Annotated in this window: 15 protein-coding genes; 8 read left to right on the top strand and 7 right to left on the bottom strand. The window is 62.9% G+C overall.

Annotated features, from left to right (window positions below; translation table 11 throughout):
• Positions 1-32: 32 nt before the first annotated feature.
• Both C2L64_RS02885 and xerD read left to right on the top strand, forming a co-directional pair.
• On the top strand, positions 33-503 hold the full coding sequence (locus C2L64_RS02885; RefSeq protein ID WP_090838709.1) for a methylated-DNA--[protein]-cysteine S-methyltransferase: 471 nt from the start codon (positions 33-35) through the stop codon (positions 501-503).
• The gene (gene xerD / locus C2L64_RS02890; protein ID WP_090838711.1) at positions 500-1,435 is read left to right on the top strand and encodes a site-specific tyrosine recombinase XerD; all 936 of its coding nucleotides are present in this window, start codon (positions 500-502) and stop codon (positions 1,433-1,435) included. Before C2L64_RS02885 ends, xerD begins: the two co-directional genes overlap by 4 nt.
• A 24-nt stretch (positions 1,436-1,459) precedes the next feature.
• On the opposite strand, the gene C2L64_RS02895 is transcribed toward xerD, so the two are convergent.
• Complete coding sequence (locus tag C2L64_RS02895; RefSeq protein WP_090838713.1) at positions 1,460-3,031, bottom strand: class I adenylate-forming enzyme family protein; 1,572 nt, start codon at positions 3,029-3,031, stop codon at positions 1,460-1,462.
• Between the two features lie 198 nt (positions 3,032-3,229).
• Between C2L64_RS02895 and ybaK the strand changes: the two genes are divergently transcribed.
• Entirely contained in the window at positions 3,230-3,721 is a 492-nt protein-coding gene (gene ybaK, locus C2L64_RS02900; protein WP_007578864.1) for a Cys-tRNA(Pro) deacylase, read from the top strand.
• A 143-nt stretch (positions 3,722-3,864) separates the two neighbouring features.
• Positions 3,865-4,506 carry a glycerol-3-phosphate 1-O-acyltransferase PlsY gene (plsY, locus tag C2L64_RS02905; RefSeq protein WP_007578862.1) on the top strand — a complete coding sequence of 214 codons (642 nt, stop codon included), beginning with the start codon at positions 3,865-3,867 and terminating at the stop codon, positions 4,504-4,506.
• An 83-nt stretch (positions 4,507-4,589) separates the two neighbouring features.
• On the opposite strand, the gene C2L64_RS02910 is transcribed toward plsY, so the two are convergent.
• Complete coding sequence (locus C2L64_RS02910) at positions 4,590-5,075, bottom strand: YajQ family cyclic di-GMP-binding protein (RefSeq protein WP_007578861.1); 486 nt, start codon at positions 5,073-5,075, stop codon at positions 4,590-4,592.
• 168 nt (positions 5,076-5,243) lie between these two features.
• Here C2L64_RS02910 and murB point away from each other — a divergent pair, with 168 nt between their 5' ends.
• The gene (gene murB, locus C2L64_RS02915) at positions 5,244-6,284 is read left to right on the top strand and encodes a UDP-N-acetylmuramate dehydrogenase (RefSeq protein WP_090838719.1); all 1,041 of its coding nucleotides are present in this window, start codon (positions 5,244-5,246) and stop codon (positions 6,282-6,284) included.
• A 77-nt stretch (positions 6,285-6,361) separates the two neighbouring features.
• Here murB and argF read toward each other — a convergent pair whose 3' ends face one another.
• A complete protein-coding gene (gene argF, locus C2L64_RS02920; RefSeq protein ID WP_090838715.1) occupies positions 6,362-7,291 on the bottom strand; it encodes an ornithine carbamoyltransferase in 930 nt (309 codons plus the stop codon).
• A 463-nt stretch (positions 7,292-7,754) separates the two neighbouring features.
• On the opposite strand from argF, the gene C2L64_RS02925 reads away from it, so the two are divergent.
• A complete protein-coding gene (locus C2L64_RS02925; RefSeq protein ID WP_007578855.1) occupies positions 7,755-8,084 on the top strand; it encodes a DUF3579 domain-containing protein in 330 nt (109 codons plus the stop codon).
• Between the two features lie 200 nt (positions 8,085-8,284).
• Here C2L64_RS02925 and rpsT read toward each other — a convergent pair whose 3' ends face one another.
• Positions 8,285-8,563, bottom strand: a complete 279-nt coding sequence (gene rpsT, locus C2L64_RS02930; RefSeq protein ID WP_007578853.1) for a 30S ribosomal protein S20 — start codon at positions 8,561-8,563, stop codon at positions 8,285-8,287.
• 492 nt (positions 8,564-9,055) lie between these two features.
• Between rpsT and murJ the strand changes: the two genes are divergently transcribed.
• Both murJ and C2L64_RS02940 read left to right on the top strand, forming a co-directional pair.
• Complete coding sequence (gene murJ / locus C2L64_RS02935; protein WP_090838717.1) at positions 9,056-10,606, top strand: murein biosynthesis integral membrane protein MurJ; 1,551 nt, start codon at positions 9,056-9,058, stop codon at positions 10,604-10,606.
• A gap of 5 nt (positions 10,607-10,611) precedes the next feature.
• Positions 10,612-11,454, top strand: coding sequence for a SirB1 family protein (locus tag C2L64_RS02940; protein WP_090838721.1), 843 nt, complete (start codon positions 10,612-10,614; stop codon positions 11,452-11,454).
• Positions 11,455-11,581: 127 nt separating this feature from the next.
• On the opposite strand, the gene C2L64_RS02945 is transcribed toward C2L64_RS02940, so the two are convergent.
• The 3 genes from C2L64_RS02945 to adk form a co-directional block, all read right to left on the bottom strand.
• Entirely contained in the window at positions 11,582-12,340 is a 759-nt protein-coding gene (locus C2L64_RS02945) for a 3-hydroxyacyl-CoA dehydrogenase (RefSeq protein WP_007578847.1), read from the bottom strand.
• 746 nt (positions 12,341-13,086) lie between these two features.
• On the bottom strand, positions 13,087-14,505 hold the full coding sequence (tnpC, locus tag C2L64_RS02950; RefSeq protein ID WP_079483617.1) for an IS66 family transposase: 1,419 nt from the start codon (positions 14,503-14,505) through the stop codon (positions 13,087-13,089).
• Positions 14,506-14,651: 146 nt separating this feature from the next.
• Positions 14,652-15,317, bottom strand: coding sequence for an adenylate kinase (gene adk, locus C2L64_RS02960; RefSeq protein WP_007578844.1), 666 nt, complete (start codon positions 15,315-15,317; stop codon positions 14,652-14,654).
• Positions 15,318-15,568 lie beyond the last annotated feature (251 nt).

A 15,568-nucleotide genomic window follows, 5' to 3' on the forward strand; every position in this document is an offset into this window, starting at 1 on the left:
CGCGCCGTTCGAACGAGAGGAGTGAACACATCATGTTCAACGCAGTGATCGATGCACCGTTCGGCAAGGTCGGCGTGCGTCTGGAAGGAGAGGCGGTGCGCGAGATCGTCTATCTGCCCGACTCGGTGCCCAACGTCGAGCCGGATTCGGCGCTCGCGAAGCAGGCCGTCGAGCAGATCGAACAGTACCTGCAACATGCGTCGGCCAGCTTCGATCTGCCGCTCGCCGACGTCGGTACGCCGTTCCAGCGACGCGTCTGGAAAGCGATCAGCGAGATTCCACCCGGCGTCGTAGTGACCTACGGGCAACTGGCGAAGCAGATCGGCAGCGTGCCGCGCGCGGTCGGCCAGGCGTGCGGATCGAACTTCTTTCCGATCGTGATTCCGTGTCACCGCGTGGTCGGCGCGGGCGGTATCGGCGGCTTTGCGCATACGGGCGGCGACGGCTACTATCGCAACGTCAAACGCTGGCTACTCAAACACGAGGGCGTACCTTACGCATGACTGATGTGCTGACCGAAGACGCGCAGCCTGCGTCGCCTTTGCTGCTGACGAGCGGCGCGTCGATCGACGCGTTCTGCGACGCGCTGTGGCTCGAGCATGGCCTCGCGCGCAACACGCTCGACGCGTACCGGCGCGACTTGCGGTTGTTCTCCGAATGGCTTGCGAGCGCGCGCGACTCATCGCTCGACACGGCGAGCGAAGCCGATCTGACGGCATACAGCGCCGTGCGCTCGGGCGACAAGTCGACCTCGGCGAACCGGCGTCTCTCCGTATTTCGGCGCTATTACGCGTGGGCCGTGCGCGAGCATCGGGCATCGGCGGACCCGACATTGCGTATCCGCTCGGCCAAACAGCCGCCGCGTTTTCCGTCGACGCTGACGGAAGCGCAGGTCGAAGCGCTGCTCGGCGCGCCCGACGTGACGACGCCGTTGGGCCTGCGCGACCGCACGATGCTGGAGCTGATGTACGCAAGCGGCTTGCGGGTCAGCGAGCTGGTCACGCTGAAGACGGTTGAAGTGGGCCTGAACGAAGGCGTCGTGCGCGTGATGGGCAAGGGCTCGAAAGAGCGGATGATTCCGTTCGGCGAAGAGGCGCATGGCTGGATCGAGCGGTATCTGCGCGAGTCTCGCCCCGCGCTGCTCGGCCAGCGTGCCACCGACGCGCTGTTCGTCACCGCGCGCGCCGAAGGCATGACGCGCCAGCAGTTCTGGAACATCATCAAGCGCCACGCGATGACGGCGCACGTGCATGCGCCGCTGTCGCCGCATACGCTGCGTCACGCGTTCGCGACGCATCTGCTGAACCACGGCGCGGACCTGCGCGTCGTGCAACTGCTGCTCGGCCACACCGATATCTCGACGACGCAGATCTACACGCACGTCGCGCGCGAGCGGCTCAGGACGCTGCACGCCGCGCATCACCCGCGCGGGTGAGTTTCAGGCTCGTTTGTGCGCGGCTCAGACGAGATCGCGCAACCGGTGCTTGAGAATCTTGCCCGTCGATGCCGCCGGCAACGCGGCAAGCACCTTGATTTCGGCGGGCCGCTTGTAGGGCGCGAGGCGCGCTTCGCACCATGCGGCGAGATCGGCGGGCGTGACCTTGGCTCCGCCCGTCAGTTCGACGAACGCGACCACTTCCTCGTTACCTTCGACCGCGCGCCCGATCACCGCCGACTGCACGACATCGGGATGCGCGTTCAGCACATGCTCGACTTCGGCTGGGTAAACGTTGAAGCCCGAGCGGATGATCAGTTCCTTGCTGCGTCCAACGATATGCAGCGCGCCGTCTGCGTCCTGGCGCGCGAGATCGCCTGTCTTGAGCCAGCCGTCCACGGTGACGGCCGCCTGCGTCTGCTGCGGATTGCGGTAATAGCCGAGCATCACGTTCGGCCCGCGCACCCACAGTTCGCCGACTTCGCCTTGGGCGACGTCGACGCCGTCCAGTCCGACGAACCGCACTTCGATGCCAGGAATTGCCTCGCCGACAGAACAGTCGGTGCGCGGCGCATCGATCATCGTTTGGGAGACGGTCGGACTGCTTTCGGTCGTCCCATAGCCGTTGTGCAGCGCGACGCCATACACGCTTTCGACGCGCGACTTCAATGCGGCGTCGAGCGGCGAGCCGCCGGAGTAGGCAAAGCGCAGGCGCGGCGCGGACCACGGCAAGCGTTGCGCCTGCAGGTATTCGAGCAGCTTCGCGTGCATCGCGGGCACGCCCTGGAGGATCGACACCCGTTCTTCGGCGAGCGCGCGGCGCACGGCTTCCGGCGCGAAGCGCGGCGCGAGCCTGAGCGTCGCGCCCGCAAACAGGCTGCCGAGGCACACCGACGCCAGGCCGTACACGTGCGAGACAGGCAGCACCGCATAGACGACGTCGTCGGCATTGACGCGCCGCAGCGTGCTCGACATCGCCGCGATGAACAGCAGATTGCGGTGCGACAGCATCACGCCTTTGGGTGAGCCCGTCGTCCCCGTCGTGTAGATCAGCGCGGCGCATTGGCGGTCGCTGGTTGTTTCGACGGGTTCCACACGCGCTTTATCGTCGAGCGCGTACGACCATCCGCCGATGTCCACCGCAATCTGGCGGGCCGGCTGTGCGCCGTGACGCTCGGCGTGCTGCTGCGCATCGGGCGATGCATCGACGGCATACGCGACCAGACGGGGTTGCGCGTGCGCACGGATCGCATCGAGTTCCGCCGCCGACAGCCGCGCGTTCGACACCAGCGCCCATGCATTGAGTTTCGCGGCCGCGAACAGCAGCACGATCTGCACGACGCTGTTCTCGGCGACGATCATTACGCGGTCGCCAGCGCGCACACCTTGTTCGGCGAGCAAGGCAGCGATGGCATCGACGGCTTCGACGAGTTGCGCGCGCGTCAGACGGCGGTCGTCTTCGATCAACGCGGGATGCTGTGGATCGCGCGCGGCGATGAGTTTTGGAATATCGGCGATGCGTTCGGGGAGCGCGGCGAGAAGCGCCGCAACATCGACGTGCTGCGCGCCGGCCGGCGAGTGCTGGGCTGAATTCAACGATGTCTCCTTTGTCGACGGGAGTTAGCGCTTTAGCGCTTACTCCCGTCCCATGCAAAGCACGCGATCTCGACGCGAGTGGCTGTTGCATTCCATTGCGCCAGAACAGTTCCGAACGATCGTGCCATAGCCTCGGAGCACGCACAATTGGCCGTTCGGCCAATGGTCGTCGTGTCGCGCGGCCATTACAATGCGCCGATGAGCAAATCCAGACACGTTTCCGAGACCCCCGCCACGCAGTTCCTGCGTCGCCATAAGGTCGAGTTCGGCGAGCATCCGTACGACTACGTCGACCACGGCGGCACGGGCGAATCGGCGCGGCAGTTGGGTGTCGACGAGCATCAGGTCGTCAAGACGCTGGTGATGGAAGACGAAAGCGCGAAGCCGCTGATCGTGCTGATGCACGGCGACCGCACCGTGTCGACCAAGAACCTGGCGCGGCAGATCGGCGCGAAGCGTGTCGAGCCGTGCAAGCCGGAAGTGGCGAGCCGTCATTCGGGGTACATGATCGGCGGCACGTCGCCGTTCGGCACGAAGAAGGCGATGCCCGTGTACGTCGAATCGACCATACTCGAACTCGACCGGATTTTCATCAACGGCGGGCGGCGCGGTTTTCTGGTCAGCATCGAGCCCGCCGTGGTGACGTCGCTGCTGCACGCGAAGCCGGTGCAATGCGCGATCGTCGAATGACGCGCGCTGTCGTTGTACTGGCTTGTGGTAGCAACTGAAGGGTTCGGTAGAATGTGCGCCGTTGCGCCGGCGCGTCTTGCGCATGCGGCGCATGGAGACCAGCGTCGCCTGGTACGCTTTCCGACACTGATAAGAGTTTGAACATGGAAAACCTGATTGTCGCCGTCGTGGCCTACCTGATCGGCTCGGTGTCGTTTGCCGTGGTCGTCAGCGCCGCGATGGGACTCGCCGATCCGCGCTCGTACGGCTCGAAGAACCCCGGCGCGACCAACGTGCTGCGCAGCGGCAACAAGAAGGCCGCGATTCTCACGCTGCTCGGCGACGCGTTCAAAGGGTGGCTCGCCGTCTGGCTTACTGGGCATTTCTCGGCGCACTTCGGACTCGACGACACCTCCGTCGCGATTGCCGCGATCGCCGTGTTCGTCGGTCACCTGTATCCCGTCTTCTTCCGCTTCAAGGGCGGCAAGGGCGTCGCGACGGCAGCTGGCGTGTTGCTCGCGATCAATCCCATCCTCGGCATCGCGACTCTGGCGACCTGGGTGATCGTCGCGTTCTTTACGCGCTATTCGTCGCTGGCCGCGCTGTGTGCGGCGATCTTCGCGCCGCTGTTCGACGGCTTCCTGTTCGGCGCGAACGTGATCGCGGTGGCGATCGTCGCGATGAGCGCGCTGCTGATCTGGCGTCACCGCGCGAATATCGCGAAGCTGGTCGCTGGGCAGGAGAGCCGCATCGGCGACAAGAAGAAAGCGGAAGCGGCGGCGCGGGCAGCTTCGAACAAGCACTGAGCCCGCAGCGGGCGGGGCGGCGAGGCCGCTTTGCCGCCCGTCAGCCCTAGCGCTGCACGACGGGCAGCACCTGAGCGCGAGAATCAGTCGCGGAAGTTGTTGAAGTCGAGCGGCGTGTCGGTCACGTCCTTGCGCAGCATCGCGATCACGCTTTGCAGATCGTCGCGCTTGGTGCCCGTCACGCGCACTGCGTCGCCCTGAATGCTCGCCTGAACCTTTATCTTGCTGTCCTTCACGAGCCTGACGATCTTCTTGGCCAGATCGCCGGACACGCCCTTCTTCACGGTGACGACCTGCTTGACCTTGTCGCCGCCGATCTTCTCGATCTTGCCGTAGTCGAGGAAGCGCACGTCCACGTTGCGCTTGGCCATTTTCGACACCAGCACGTCCTTCACCTGGCCGAGCTTGAATTCATCGTCGGCGAACGCGGTCAGTTCGCGTTCTTTCTGCTCGACGCGGGCGTCCGAGCCCTTGAAGTCGAAGCGCGTCGAGATTTCCTTGTTGGATTGCTCGATGGCGTTCTTCACCTCGATCATGTTGGCTTCGCTGACGACGTCAAACGATGGCATTGCTTTCTCCCATTTGTTTCAAAGCGCGCGGCGCGCAAGGCTGCGCGCGATGCACTCGCTATAATCACGGACCGGTGTCATTTTACCGACGCCTTCCCTATTTGCCCAAGGCTCGCGCGGGTCGTGTTCATGCCGCGCGGGTTTCATGAGCGCTTGCCAGAACGCCTGATGTCCCAGTCCGAACCCCTTTCGTTCATCGCCGACTTCCCGCTGAAGCCGCACAACACGTTCGGTTTCGACGTGCGCGCGCGGCTTGCATGCCATATCGAAAGCGAGGCGCAACTGCTTGCCGCCGTGCGCGATCCGCGCGCTGCGGGCTTGCGGCGGCTCGTGCTGGGCGGCGGCAGCAACGTCGTGTTGACGGGCGATTTCGACGGACTCGTGCTTCTGATCGGCCTGCGCGGCCGCAAGGTGATCCGCGAAGACGACGACGCATGGTACGTGGAAGCGGCCGCGGGCGAGAACTGGCACGAGTTCGTGTCGTGGACTCTCGCAGAGGGCATGCCCGGCCTCGAAAATCTCGCGCTGATCCCGGGCACGGTAGGCGCTGCGCCGATCCAGAACATCGGCGCGTACGGGCTGGAGATGTGCGAGCGCTTCGTGTCGCTGCGCGCAATCGAGCTGGCGACGGGCGAAACCATCGAACTCGACGCGGGCGCTTGCCGCTTCGGCTATCGCGACAGCTTCTTCAAGCAGGAAGGGCGCGAACGCTTCGTGATCGTGTCGGTGACGTTCAGGCTGCCGAAGGCGTGGGTACCGCGCGCGGGTTACGCGGACATCGCGCGTGAACTTGCCGCCGTCGGCCTCGGCGATTCGACGCCGTCGCCTCAGGCGATCTTCGATGCCGTCGTCGCGGTGCGGCGCGTGAAGCTGCCCGATCCGCTCGCGCTCGGCAACGCGGGGAGCTTCTTCAAGAACCCCGTCGTCGAGGCGGCGCAGTTCGACGCGTTGCGCGCGAAAGAGCCGGAGGTCGTTTCGTATCGTCAGGCGGATGGGCGCGTGAAGCTCGCGGCTGGCTGGCTGATCGACCGGTGCGGCTGGAAAGGCCGCTCGATGGGCGCGGCGGGCGTGCATGAGCGGCAGGCGCTCGTGCTCGTGAATCACGGCGGCGCGAGCGGGGCAGAGGTGCTGGCGCTCGCGAAGGCCATTCAGCAGGATGTCGCGCAGCGGTTCGGCGTCGAGCTGGAGGCGGAGCCGGTTTGTCTGTGAGCGGTCTGCGCCGCGCCTGAAACGAAAATCGCCGGCTTCGAGCCGGCGATTTTCGTTTGATCTGCTTGTCGGAAAGCTTAGTGATTCAGCTTGCCGAGCAGCAGGAATTCCATCAGCGCCTTTTGCACGTGCAGACGGTTTTCCGCTTCGTCCCACACGACGCTCTGCGGCCCGTCGATCACCTCCGCGCTCACTTCTTCGCCGCGATGCGCGGGCAAACAGTGCATGAAGAGGGCGTCCTTGTTCGCGCGCGACATCATGTCGGCATCGACGCACCAGTCCGCGAACGCCTTCTTGCGTGCCTCGTTTTCCGCTTCGAAGCCCATGCTGGTCCAGACGTCGGTGGTGACGAGGTCGGCGCCCTTGCAGGCTTCGTTCGGATCGTCGAATTCTTCGTAGAACGGCGCGCTTTCGGCCGCGACCAGTGCGCGGTCGAGCTTGTAGCCCGGCGGCGTGGAGAGGCGCAGCTTGAAGCCGAGAATCTGCGCGGCTTCGATCCATGTGTACAGCATGTTGTTCGCGTCGCCGACCCACGCGACCGTCTTGTCGCGAATCGGCCCGCGATGTTCGTAGAACGTGAAGATGTCGGCCAGCACCTGGCACGGATGAAATTCGTTCGTCAGACCGTTGATGACGGGCACGCGCGAATTTTCCGCAAAGCGCTGAATGATGTCCTGGCCGAACGTGCGGATCATGATGATGTCGACCATCCGCGAGATGACCTGCGCTGCGTCTTCGATCGGCTCGCCGCGGCCGAGCTGCGTGTCGCGCGTGCTCATGAAGACGGCGTGACCGCCCAGCTGGAAGATGCCCGCTTCGAACGACAGGCGCGTGCGCGTCGAGTTCTTCTCGAAGATCATCGCGAGCGTGCGGTCGTGCAGCGGATGATACGTCTCGTAGTTCTTGAACTTGCGCTTCAGGATGCGCGCGCGTTCGAGCACGTACTCGTAGTCATCCAGCGAGAAATCGTTGAACTGCAGATAGTGGCGGATTTTCTTGGCGGTCATGAAACAAATACGGCGGATTCAGCCGGGCGAAATTGCCGGACTGGGCCGCCGTTGTTTGTGGTAACTCAGTCCAGCATAAAGGATTTTGAATGTTTTGACGAGTCAGCCAGACGGCGTGTCCCAGTTATCGGAAGCTGCAAAGGACTGTTCCAGGGCGCTTGGGTGCGGTGCGGAAAAACCCTCGCTGCGCTATAATCTCGGAGTTTTCTCAAAGCCCCGCGGGCAGGCTCCACGCTTGCAGGACACGGCTTTCGCGCACTCGCTGGCGTACCTGGTATGCGTCGCGCAGTGTGCTTTCATGGCTGCTGCCCAAGGTGCCCTCGCTGGCTTTCCGCGACGAACGAACATCAGGCTTACTGCTAGTTCGCGTGATCGCGAAACGTATTTCGACAGCGTTTTCTGGCAACATCCTTCGCGGGCTCTTTACCGGCAGATCGCTGGGCAGTCACTCAGGGTTTCGTACATGGCCGACACACCCCCAACCGAATATTTCATTCAAGGCATCACGTCGAATGGGCGAAAGTTTCGTCCAAGCGACTGGTCGGAGCGGCTGGCAGGCGTGATGTCGTGTTACGGTCCGGGCGCGAGAGGGCCGAATGCCCGCCTTCAGTATTCTCATTACGTTCGCCCTACGCTGATCGGCGACGTGAAGGTCGTGATTGTGGATTCGCGGTTGCGGGACATCGAGCCGATGGCGTTCGACTTCGTGATGAACTTCGCGAAAGACAACGATCTGCTCGTGACCGAGGCTTGCGAGCTTCCGCCGGAGCATGAAGCGCGCAAATCTTCGTAGCGCTGGGCGCCGCGTTTCGCGGCATCGGCAGGGAGGTGAACGCAATGGAACCCGCATCGGCGGGTTTTTTTGTGTCCGCGTTTGTGTTCGGGCGCGTCGGCGATTGCGCGCAGAAAACAAAAAAGCCCGCAAAAGCGGGCTTTCATGACGCAGCGGAAACAGGAAGCGGCTCGCGTGAGCGAGCCACCGGATTCGTAAATTTACTGCGCTGCGGGCGCTTGCAGACCCTTGACGGCTGCAGCGAGGCGGCTCTTATGGCGAGCTGCCTTGTTCTTGTGAACAATTTTCTTGTCGGCAATGATGTCCAGCGTCTTTGCCGATGCCTTGAAGATTTCAGCGGCTTGCGCTGCGTCGCCGGCTTCGATTGCCTTGCGGACAGCCTTGACAGCCGTGCGGTACTTCGAGCGCAGCGCCGAGTTGTGCGAGTTTGCCTTGGCGGCTTGTCGGGCGCGCTTGCGTGCTTGTGCGGTGTTAGCCATGACGGTTCCTTATCCTGTTCCTGTTTCCAGTGCCCGCTTTCATACGAAGGCAGGCGCTGCTTTTATCGAACCCCTGAGAGCGATTGCTCAAGGGCGCAAAAAATAGACAAACGACTGAGAACTACTTGAAATCCCGCTCGTTCCGGCTCGGATTGCCCTGAATTTGAACAAGGCAGGCGAGGCAAAAGGCTGAGCGAGCTTCGAAACCGGTGATTATAGCAACAAAATCAGGCACGTGGCAACCGCGCGGCGTGCCGGCCTTCCAGGCGAGTCCGCGCGAGGCGGCGCGGCGGGCGCGCATTTGCGTTGGCGCAGCGGTGCGAAGGCAAGGCATTGCGTACACGTGGGACCCGTCGGGCGAGACATTTCCCCACAAATTCGTCGTCAAATCGAACGTCTCTGCTGCAAATCGGTCCCAAACGCTTCGAATTGCCACGAATCATGCCCCTGACATGCTGACCGCCCTGGACGCACCCGTATAATAAGCGCCCCATGAATCTATTCCGTGCCCTGCTGACGGTCAGCGGTTTCACGTTGCTTTCGCGCGTGACCGGACTGGCCCGCGAGACCCTGATCGCCCGCGCATTCGGGGCGAGCCAATACACCGACGCGTTCTACGTCGCGTTCCGCATTCCGAACCTGCTGCGCCGCATTTCCGCGGAGGGCGCGTTTTCGCAGGCCTTCGTGCCGATCCTCGCCGAGTTCAAGAACCAGCAAGGCCACGACGCGACGAAGGCGCTGGTCGACGCGACCTCGACCGTGCTCGCCTGGGCGCTCGCCGTGCTGTCGCTGCTCGGCGTGGCAGGCGCGACCTGGGTCGTGCTGGTGGTCGCATCCGGCCTGCGCAGCGACGGCCAGGCCTTCACGCTCGCCGTGTCGATGACACGGATCATGTTCCCTTACATCGTGTTCATCTCGCTGACGTCGCTGGCGTCGGGCGTGCTGAATACATACAAGAACTTTTCTTTGCCCGCGTTCGCGCCCGTGCTGCTGAACGTCGCGTTCATCATCGCGGCCGTGTTCGTCGCGCCGCTAATGAAAGTGCCTGTGTACGCGCTCGCGTGGGCGGTGATCGCGGGCGGCATCGCGCAGTTCATCGTGCAGTTGCCGGGGCTCAAGAAGATCGACATGATCCCGCGCATCGGGCTCAATCCGCTCAAGGCGCTTGCGCATCGCGGCGTCAAACGCGTGCTCGCGAAAATGCTGCCGGCGATGTTCGCAGTCTCCGTCGCGCAGATCAGCTTGATCATCAACACGAACATCGCGTCGCACATCGGGCCGGGCGCCGTGTCGTGGATCAACTACGCCGACCGTCTGATGGAATTCCCGACGGCGCTACTCGGCGTCGCGCTCGGCACGATCCTGCTGCCGAGCCTGTCGAAAGCGCACGTCGACGCCGACGCGCACGAATACTCGTCGCTGCTCGACTGGGGCTTGCGCGTGACGTTCCTGCTCGCCGCGCCGAGCGCCGTCGCGCTGTTCTTCTTCGCCGAGCCGCTCACGGCGACGCTGTTCCACTACGGCAAGTTCGACGGTAATGCCGTCGTGATGGTGGGGCGCGCGCTGGCCGCGTACGGCATCGGGCTGATCGGCATCATCCTGATCAAGATTCTCGCGCCTGGCTTCTACGCGAAGCAGGACATCAAGACGCCCGTGAAAATCGGCGTCGGCGTGCTGATCGTCACGCAGTTGAGCAACTACGTGTTCGTGCCGATCTTCTCGCACGCAGGGCTGACGCTGTCGATCGGGCTTGGCGCCTGTGTCAACGCGCTGTGTCTGTTCATCGGTTTGCGGCGGCGCGGCATCTATATGCCGTCACGGGGCTGGTCGGTGTTTTTCGTGCAACTGGTCGGCGCGTGCCTCGTGCTCGCGGGCGTGATGCACTGGTTCGCCATCAGCTTCGACTGGATCGGCATGCACGCCGAGCCGTTGCGGCGCATGGTGTTGCTTGCAGCGTGCCTCGTGCTGTTCGCGGCGTTATATTTCGGTATGCTTTGGGCGATGGGCTTCAAATACGCGTATTTCAGAAGGCGAGCGAAGTGATCACGATGACCCGGGTTCTCGACTATTTCAGCGCGCTTGTTGCCGAGGACGATGGCCTTCCACTGACGGAAGCGGCGCTCTCGCTCGCGCAAGACGCCTATCCCGACCTCGATCTGCAAGCGGTGCTCGCGGAGATCGACGAGCTCACATTGCGCGTCAAACGCCGCATTCCCGACGACGCCGACATCCAGCAACGCGTCGGCATTCTGAACCGCTACTTCTTCCGCGAGCTGGGTTTCGCAGCGAACGTCAACGACTACTACGACCCGGACAACAGCCATCTGAACATGGTGCTCAAGCGCCGGCGCGGCATTCCGATCTCGCTGGCGGTGCTGTATCTGGAGATGGCGTCGCAGGTGGATATTCCCGTGCGCGGCGTATCGTTCCCGGGGCACTTCCTGCTGCGCATCACGCTGCCCGAAGGCGACGCGATGATCGATCCGACCACGGGTCATCCGCTGTCGGAAGCGGAGATGGTCGAGATGCTCGAGCCTTATGTGGCGAAGGCGGGGGAATCGGTGAGCCGCGCTCTGCGCATGCTGCTGCAACCGGCGACGCGCCGCGAGATCATCGCGCGCATGCTGCGCAACCTGAAGGCGACGTATCTGCAAACCGAGCGCTGGCAGCGGCTGCTTGCCGTGCAGCAGCGTCTCGTGATCCTGCTGCCGGAGAGCATCGAGGAAGTGCGCGATCGCGGCTTCGCGTATGCGCGGCTCGATTACCTGCGGCCTGCGCTCGAAGATCTCGAACGCTATCTCGGCGACCGCCCGGATGCGGACGACGCGATCGTCGTCGAATCGCAATTGCACGAGTTGCGGCAGCGCACGCAACATGACGATCACGACTGACGCGCGTTCGAGTCGCTGCTTCAGACAAAAACGCCTGCGTAGTTTGAATACGCAGGCGTTTTTCATTTCAGCGGCATGCCTTCGCGCGACGCGACGTAACGCGCGGCAGACGCGTTCACTTCGGCGCTTACTTCGGCTGCATGCGGATCGCGCCGTCCAGACGGATCACTTCGCCGTTGAGCATCGGGTTATCGAAGATCTGCTTGACGAGCATCGCGTACTCGTTCGGTTTGCCGAGGCGCGGCGGGAACGGCACCATCGCGCCGAGCGCGTCCTGCACTTCCTGCGGCATGCCGAGCAGCATCGGCGTTTCGAAGATGCCCGGCGCAATCGTCATCACGCGGATCGCGCTGCGCGACAGGTCGCGCGCGATCGGCAGCGTCATGCCCGCGACGCCCGCCTTCGACGCCGCATACGCGGCCTGGCCGATCTGTCCGTCGAATGCCGCGACGGACGCCGTATTGACGATCACGCCGCGCTCGCCGAGCGCATTCGGTTCGAGCTTCGCCATCTCCGCGGCCGCGAGGCGAATCATGTTGAATGTGCCGACGAGGTTGATCGACACCGTGCGCGCGAACGAGTGCAGCGGATGCGGGCCGTCCTTGCCGACCGTCTTCATCGCCGGCGCGACACCCGCGCAATTGACGAGCCCACGCAGCGCGCCGAGCTTTGTCGCGGCTTCGACGGCGAGCACGGCATCGTCTTCGCGGCTCACGTCGCACTTGACGAACACGCCGCCCAGTTCCTGCGCGAGCGCCGTGCCCGTTTCATGGTTCAGATCCGCGAGCACGACCTTGCCGCCGTTCTGCGCGAACAGACGCGCCGTCGCGGCGCCCAGACCGGACGCGCCGCCCGTGACCAGAAACACGTTGTCCTTGATGTCCATGTCTTCTCCTTGATGGATGCGTTGATCGCGTGATTGGAATAGTTGTCGCTCAACGATTTTAACGGCTCGCTCTCGCGCGTCAAACCGCGCAAGCGGTTGGTGTATTGGCTTTTTCTTGTGCTGGCATCCGCGTGGCGCCTACGCGGCACAGGTCGTTTTTCGCTGGCATCCGCGATATGCCTTCGTGCTTCAGGCGTTGCCCCTGTGCGGGGCGGCACTTACTTTCTTTGCCGCCGCAAAGAAAGTAAGCAAAGAAAGCGGGCTAACACCGCCAGTGCTAGTTAATGCCTGAGGGCCCCCAACGGTTCCTATCCTTCACACGGCGACTTCTCAGTTCCCGCTCGTTGCCAACGCCGCGAATCAACGCCTCACCCGCTTCAATCACCCGTAGAGCAAACAGCGGCAGCGAATGGTTTGTGCCGCCCAGGTGGCAAACTGTGTGTAGGTCGTGGCACTTCACGCGTTGGCGCTCCTACGACACCGATCGTGCTTTTCAGTCCGGAGCGATGCGTGTGTGCCGCGAAAGCCTACACAAAGTTTGCCGATATAGAACGCGTGCAAATTGATCGCGCATGCAGCGACGCGGGAGCGTGAAGCGGGTGATGCGTTAATTCGAAGCGTTGGCAGCGGGCATCGAGAAGAATGCTGTCGCGAACAGGACGGGGCCGTAGGGGGCCCGTGGGCAGGGAGAAGGGTTGGCGGTGTGAGCGGCTTTCTTTTGCCTACTTTTCTTTGCCGCGGCGTAACTATTCAGCGGTAACCAGAGGCGAAACGACGAATCCGGCAAAGCCCAATGCCAGCGCATCGATCAGCGAACGGTTCTGCTTGCGTAAGGTGGCAAGGTAGGAGCGGATTGTGCAGAACGCCTCCATGCCCGATTCCGAGCGGAAGCACCCGGAGATCTTCTGTTTGAGTTTGGGCATGCGGATATCGCGTTCGGCCTGGTTGTTGTCGAACGGTACGCGGTGATCGGTAATGAAACGCCACACCTCATCGGCATATTTGTGAAGCCGTGTGAGCAGGTTGCAGGTAAAGCTTTGCCTGATCCTGCCGCGGCGTTCCTGGCGCCCGGGCTCACGTGCCTGCTGCGGATTGAGCTTGCGCGCCTGTGCGATCAGGACGCGGCTGCGCCGTGCGTAATAGCGTTGGCGCGCCTGGCTCAGCGCGGTGTTTCCTGACGCCCGACTGAGGTCGACCTCGCGCTTTGCCTGGCAAAGCAGATCAATCATCTGCTGGGCCCAAGGTTGCTGCGTGGACTCCTGGACGAACACCAGTTCGCGCAGATGATGAGCATTGCACAGCGCGTGCTCACACTCATAGCCGGCATATGGCCGCCAGCCGTCATGGACCGCGATTCCCGTAAAGCCGGGAAGAATGCCGAAGCTGTCCAGCGCCTCGCTGCCGCGCTTGCGGTGCGCGCCATACCAGCTCAACGCGTGCGTCGAGGCGACATGCAGCCAGTGGGACTCGCGCCCCACGCGCATACAGCTCTCATCGAAATGCACTACGGGTTGCCCGCGTAGCGCCTGCTCGATCTGTTCGACCGCCGGCGCCAGTATCTGCGCGGCCTGATCAATGCTGTGCTGGACGGTTCCCGTACCCACATGCAGACCAAACAGGTCTTTTAACGCCTGGGCGGTACGCGCAACCGGCAACTGCTGGTATTGCGTCAGATAGACGGCCGCGGCGCGAATCTGGGGGCCGTACTGAACCGCCTGGCTCACGCCCTTGGGAAATGCGCCCGAGTGATGTTTGCCGCAGCGGCACTGCGCGATCTGCACGCGATGCTCGGTCACCTCAAAGCGCGTGGGCGGCAGATCGATCACCTGACGGCCTTCGGGCAACACGGTGACGCTGGCTGCCGCGATCCGCCTCCTACATGCATCGCACACCCGCGTCACCGGGTGAATCTCGATGTGATCGGGTTGCGCGACGCGTTTGAGCGTCTTGCCCTTGTGCCCCGGTTGCGCGCCAGGCCTGGCGCCGCTCGTGCCGCGCAATGACTTCGGCTTGCGTCTTGGACCATCGCTTGACGGCGGCTTGCTGGAGTTATGACTGTCCTTCTCAAGCTTTGCCTCAAGCTCGTTCAGACGCCTCACCAGATCAACGATGAGTGCGTCCTTCTGCTCCGGTGTCAGGTCCTTGATGTCGGGCATCTTCGTCATGTCCCTCACTATGCATAGCCTGGTAGCAGTTTACAAGCGCTGAATAGTTACGCCGCGGCAAAGAAAAGTAGGTGCCGCCCCGCACAGGGGCAACGCTAGCAAACCAGAGACAAACCGCGGATGCCAGCGCAAAAAATACGCGCTGCTTACTTCAGCGCTTCGAACACGCGAGCACGGATTTCGTCGACGCTGCCAAGCCCCGAGATACGGCGATATTGCGGCGCTGTCAGCGGTGTCGACGGATCGCCTTTCTGCGCCCAGCTGTTGTAGTACTCGATCAGCGGCTTGGTCTGCGCGACGTACACGTCGAGGCGCTTCTTCACCGTCTCTTCCTTGTCGTCGTCGCGCTGGATCAGCGGCTCGCCCGTCACGTCGTCGACGCCTTCGACCTTCGGCGGATTGAACTTCACGTGATACGTACGGCCCGACGCGGGGTGCATGCGGCGGCCGCTCATACGCGTGATGATCTCGTCGAACGGCACGTCGATCTCCAGCACGTAGTCGATGGCCACGCCCGCGTTCTTCATCGCTTCCGCTTGCGGAATGGTGCGCGGGAAGCCGTCGAACAGGTAACCGTTTTCGCAGTCGCAGTCTTGCAGACGTTCCTTCACGAGATTGATGATGAGTTCATCCGTGACGAGTTCGCCCGCATCCATGTAGCGCTTCGCTTCGATGCCGAGCGGTGTGCCTGCCTTGACGGCGGCGCGCAGCATATCGCCCGTCGAGATTTGCGGAATGCCGAACTTTTCCTTGATGAAGTTCGCCTGGGTGCCCTTGCCCGCGCCAGGTGCGCCCAACAGGATCAAACGCATGTGATATCTCCAGATCTATGTCAATTCTGTGTGGCGCGCCGCAAGTCATTGCATGCATGCTGCGGTCGACGCTCTTGATTCTTTGTTGCCGCTGTGATGACCGGGCAGCTTTTCGCTGCCGACTTCGCGCTGCACGCAATGCACGGCGCTGCGAAGCAAACGGCAAAACAGGCGGATAAAAAAACGGGCGAATGGTGATATCGATCAACGCGCATCGACATCGGGTGAATCGCGCGAACGATCGATTATGC

This window comes from Paraburkholderia hospita (assembly GCF_002902965.1).
Classification (GTDB): domain Bacteria; phylum Pseudomonadota; class Gammaproteobacteria; order Burkholderiales; family Burkholderiaceae; genus Paraburkholderia; species Paraburkholderia hospita.

Bases quoted from the DNA above. Each gene is read 5' to 3' on its own strand.
- C2L64_RS02885 (WP_090838709.1), top strand. From the start codon at position 33: ATGTTCAACGCAGTGATCGATGCACCGTTCGGCAAGGTCGGCGTGCGT.
- xerD (WP_090838711.1), top strand. From the start codon at position 500: ATGACTGATGTGCTGACCGAAGACGCGCAGCCTGCGTCGCCTTTGCTG.
- ybaK (WP_007578864.1), top strand. From the start codon at position 3,230: ATGAGCAAATCCAGACACGTTTCCGAGACCCCCGCCACGCAGTTCCTG.
- plsY (WP_007578862.1), top strand. From the start codon at position 3,865: ATGGAAAACCTGATTGTCGCCGTCGTGGCCTACCTGATCGGCTCGGTG.
- C2L64_RS02910 (WP_007578861.1), bottom strand. From the start codon at position 5,075: ATGCCATCGTTTGACGTCGTCAGCGAAGCCAACATGATCGAGGTGAAG.
- murB (WP_090838719.1), top strand. From the start codon at position 5,244: ATGTCCCAGTCCGAACCCCTTTCGTTCATCGCCGACTTCCCGCTGAAG.
- argF (WP_090838715.1), bottom strand. From the start codon at position 7,291: ATGACCGCCAAGAAAATCCGCCACTATCTGCAGTTCAACGATTTCTCG.
- C2L64_RS02925 (WP_007578855.1), top strand. From the start codon at position 7,755: ATGGCCGACACACCCCCAACCGAATATTTCATTCAAGGCATCACGTCG.
- rpsT (WP_007578853.1), bottom strand. From the start codon at position 8,563: ATGGCTAACACCGCACAAGCACGCAAGCGCGCCCGACAAGCCGCCAAG.
- murJ (WP_090838717.1), top strand. From the start codon at position 9,056: ATGAATCTATTCCGTGCCCTGCTGACGGTCAGCGGTTTCACGTTGCTT.
- C2L64_RS02940 (WP_090838721.1), top strand. From the start codon at position 10,612: ATGACCCGGGTTCTCGACTATTTCAGCGCGCTTGTTGCCGAGGACGAT.
- C2L64_RS02945 (WP_007578847.1), bottom strand. From the start codon at position 12,340: ATGGACATCAAGGACAACGTGTTTCTGGTCACGGGCGGCGCGTCCGGT.
- tnpC (WP_079483617.1), bottom strand. From the start codon at position 14,505: ATGACGAAGATGCCCGACATCAAGGACCTGACACCGGAGCAGAAGGAC.
- adk (WP_007578844.1), bottom strand. From the start codon at position 15,317: ATGCGTTTGATCCTGTTGGGCGCACCTGGCGCGGGCAAGGGCACCCAG.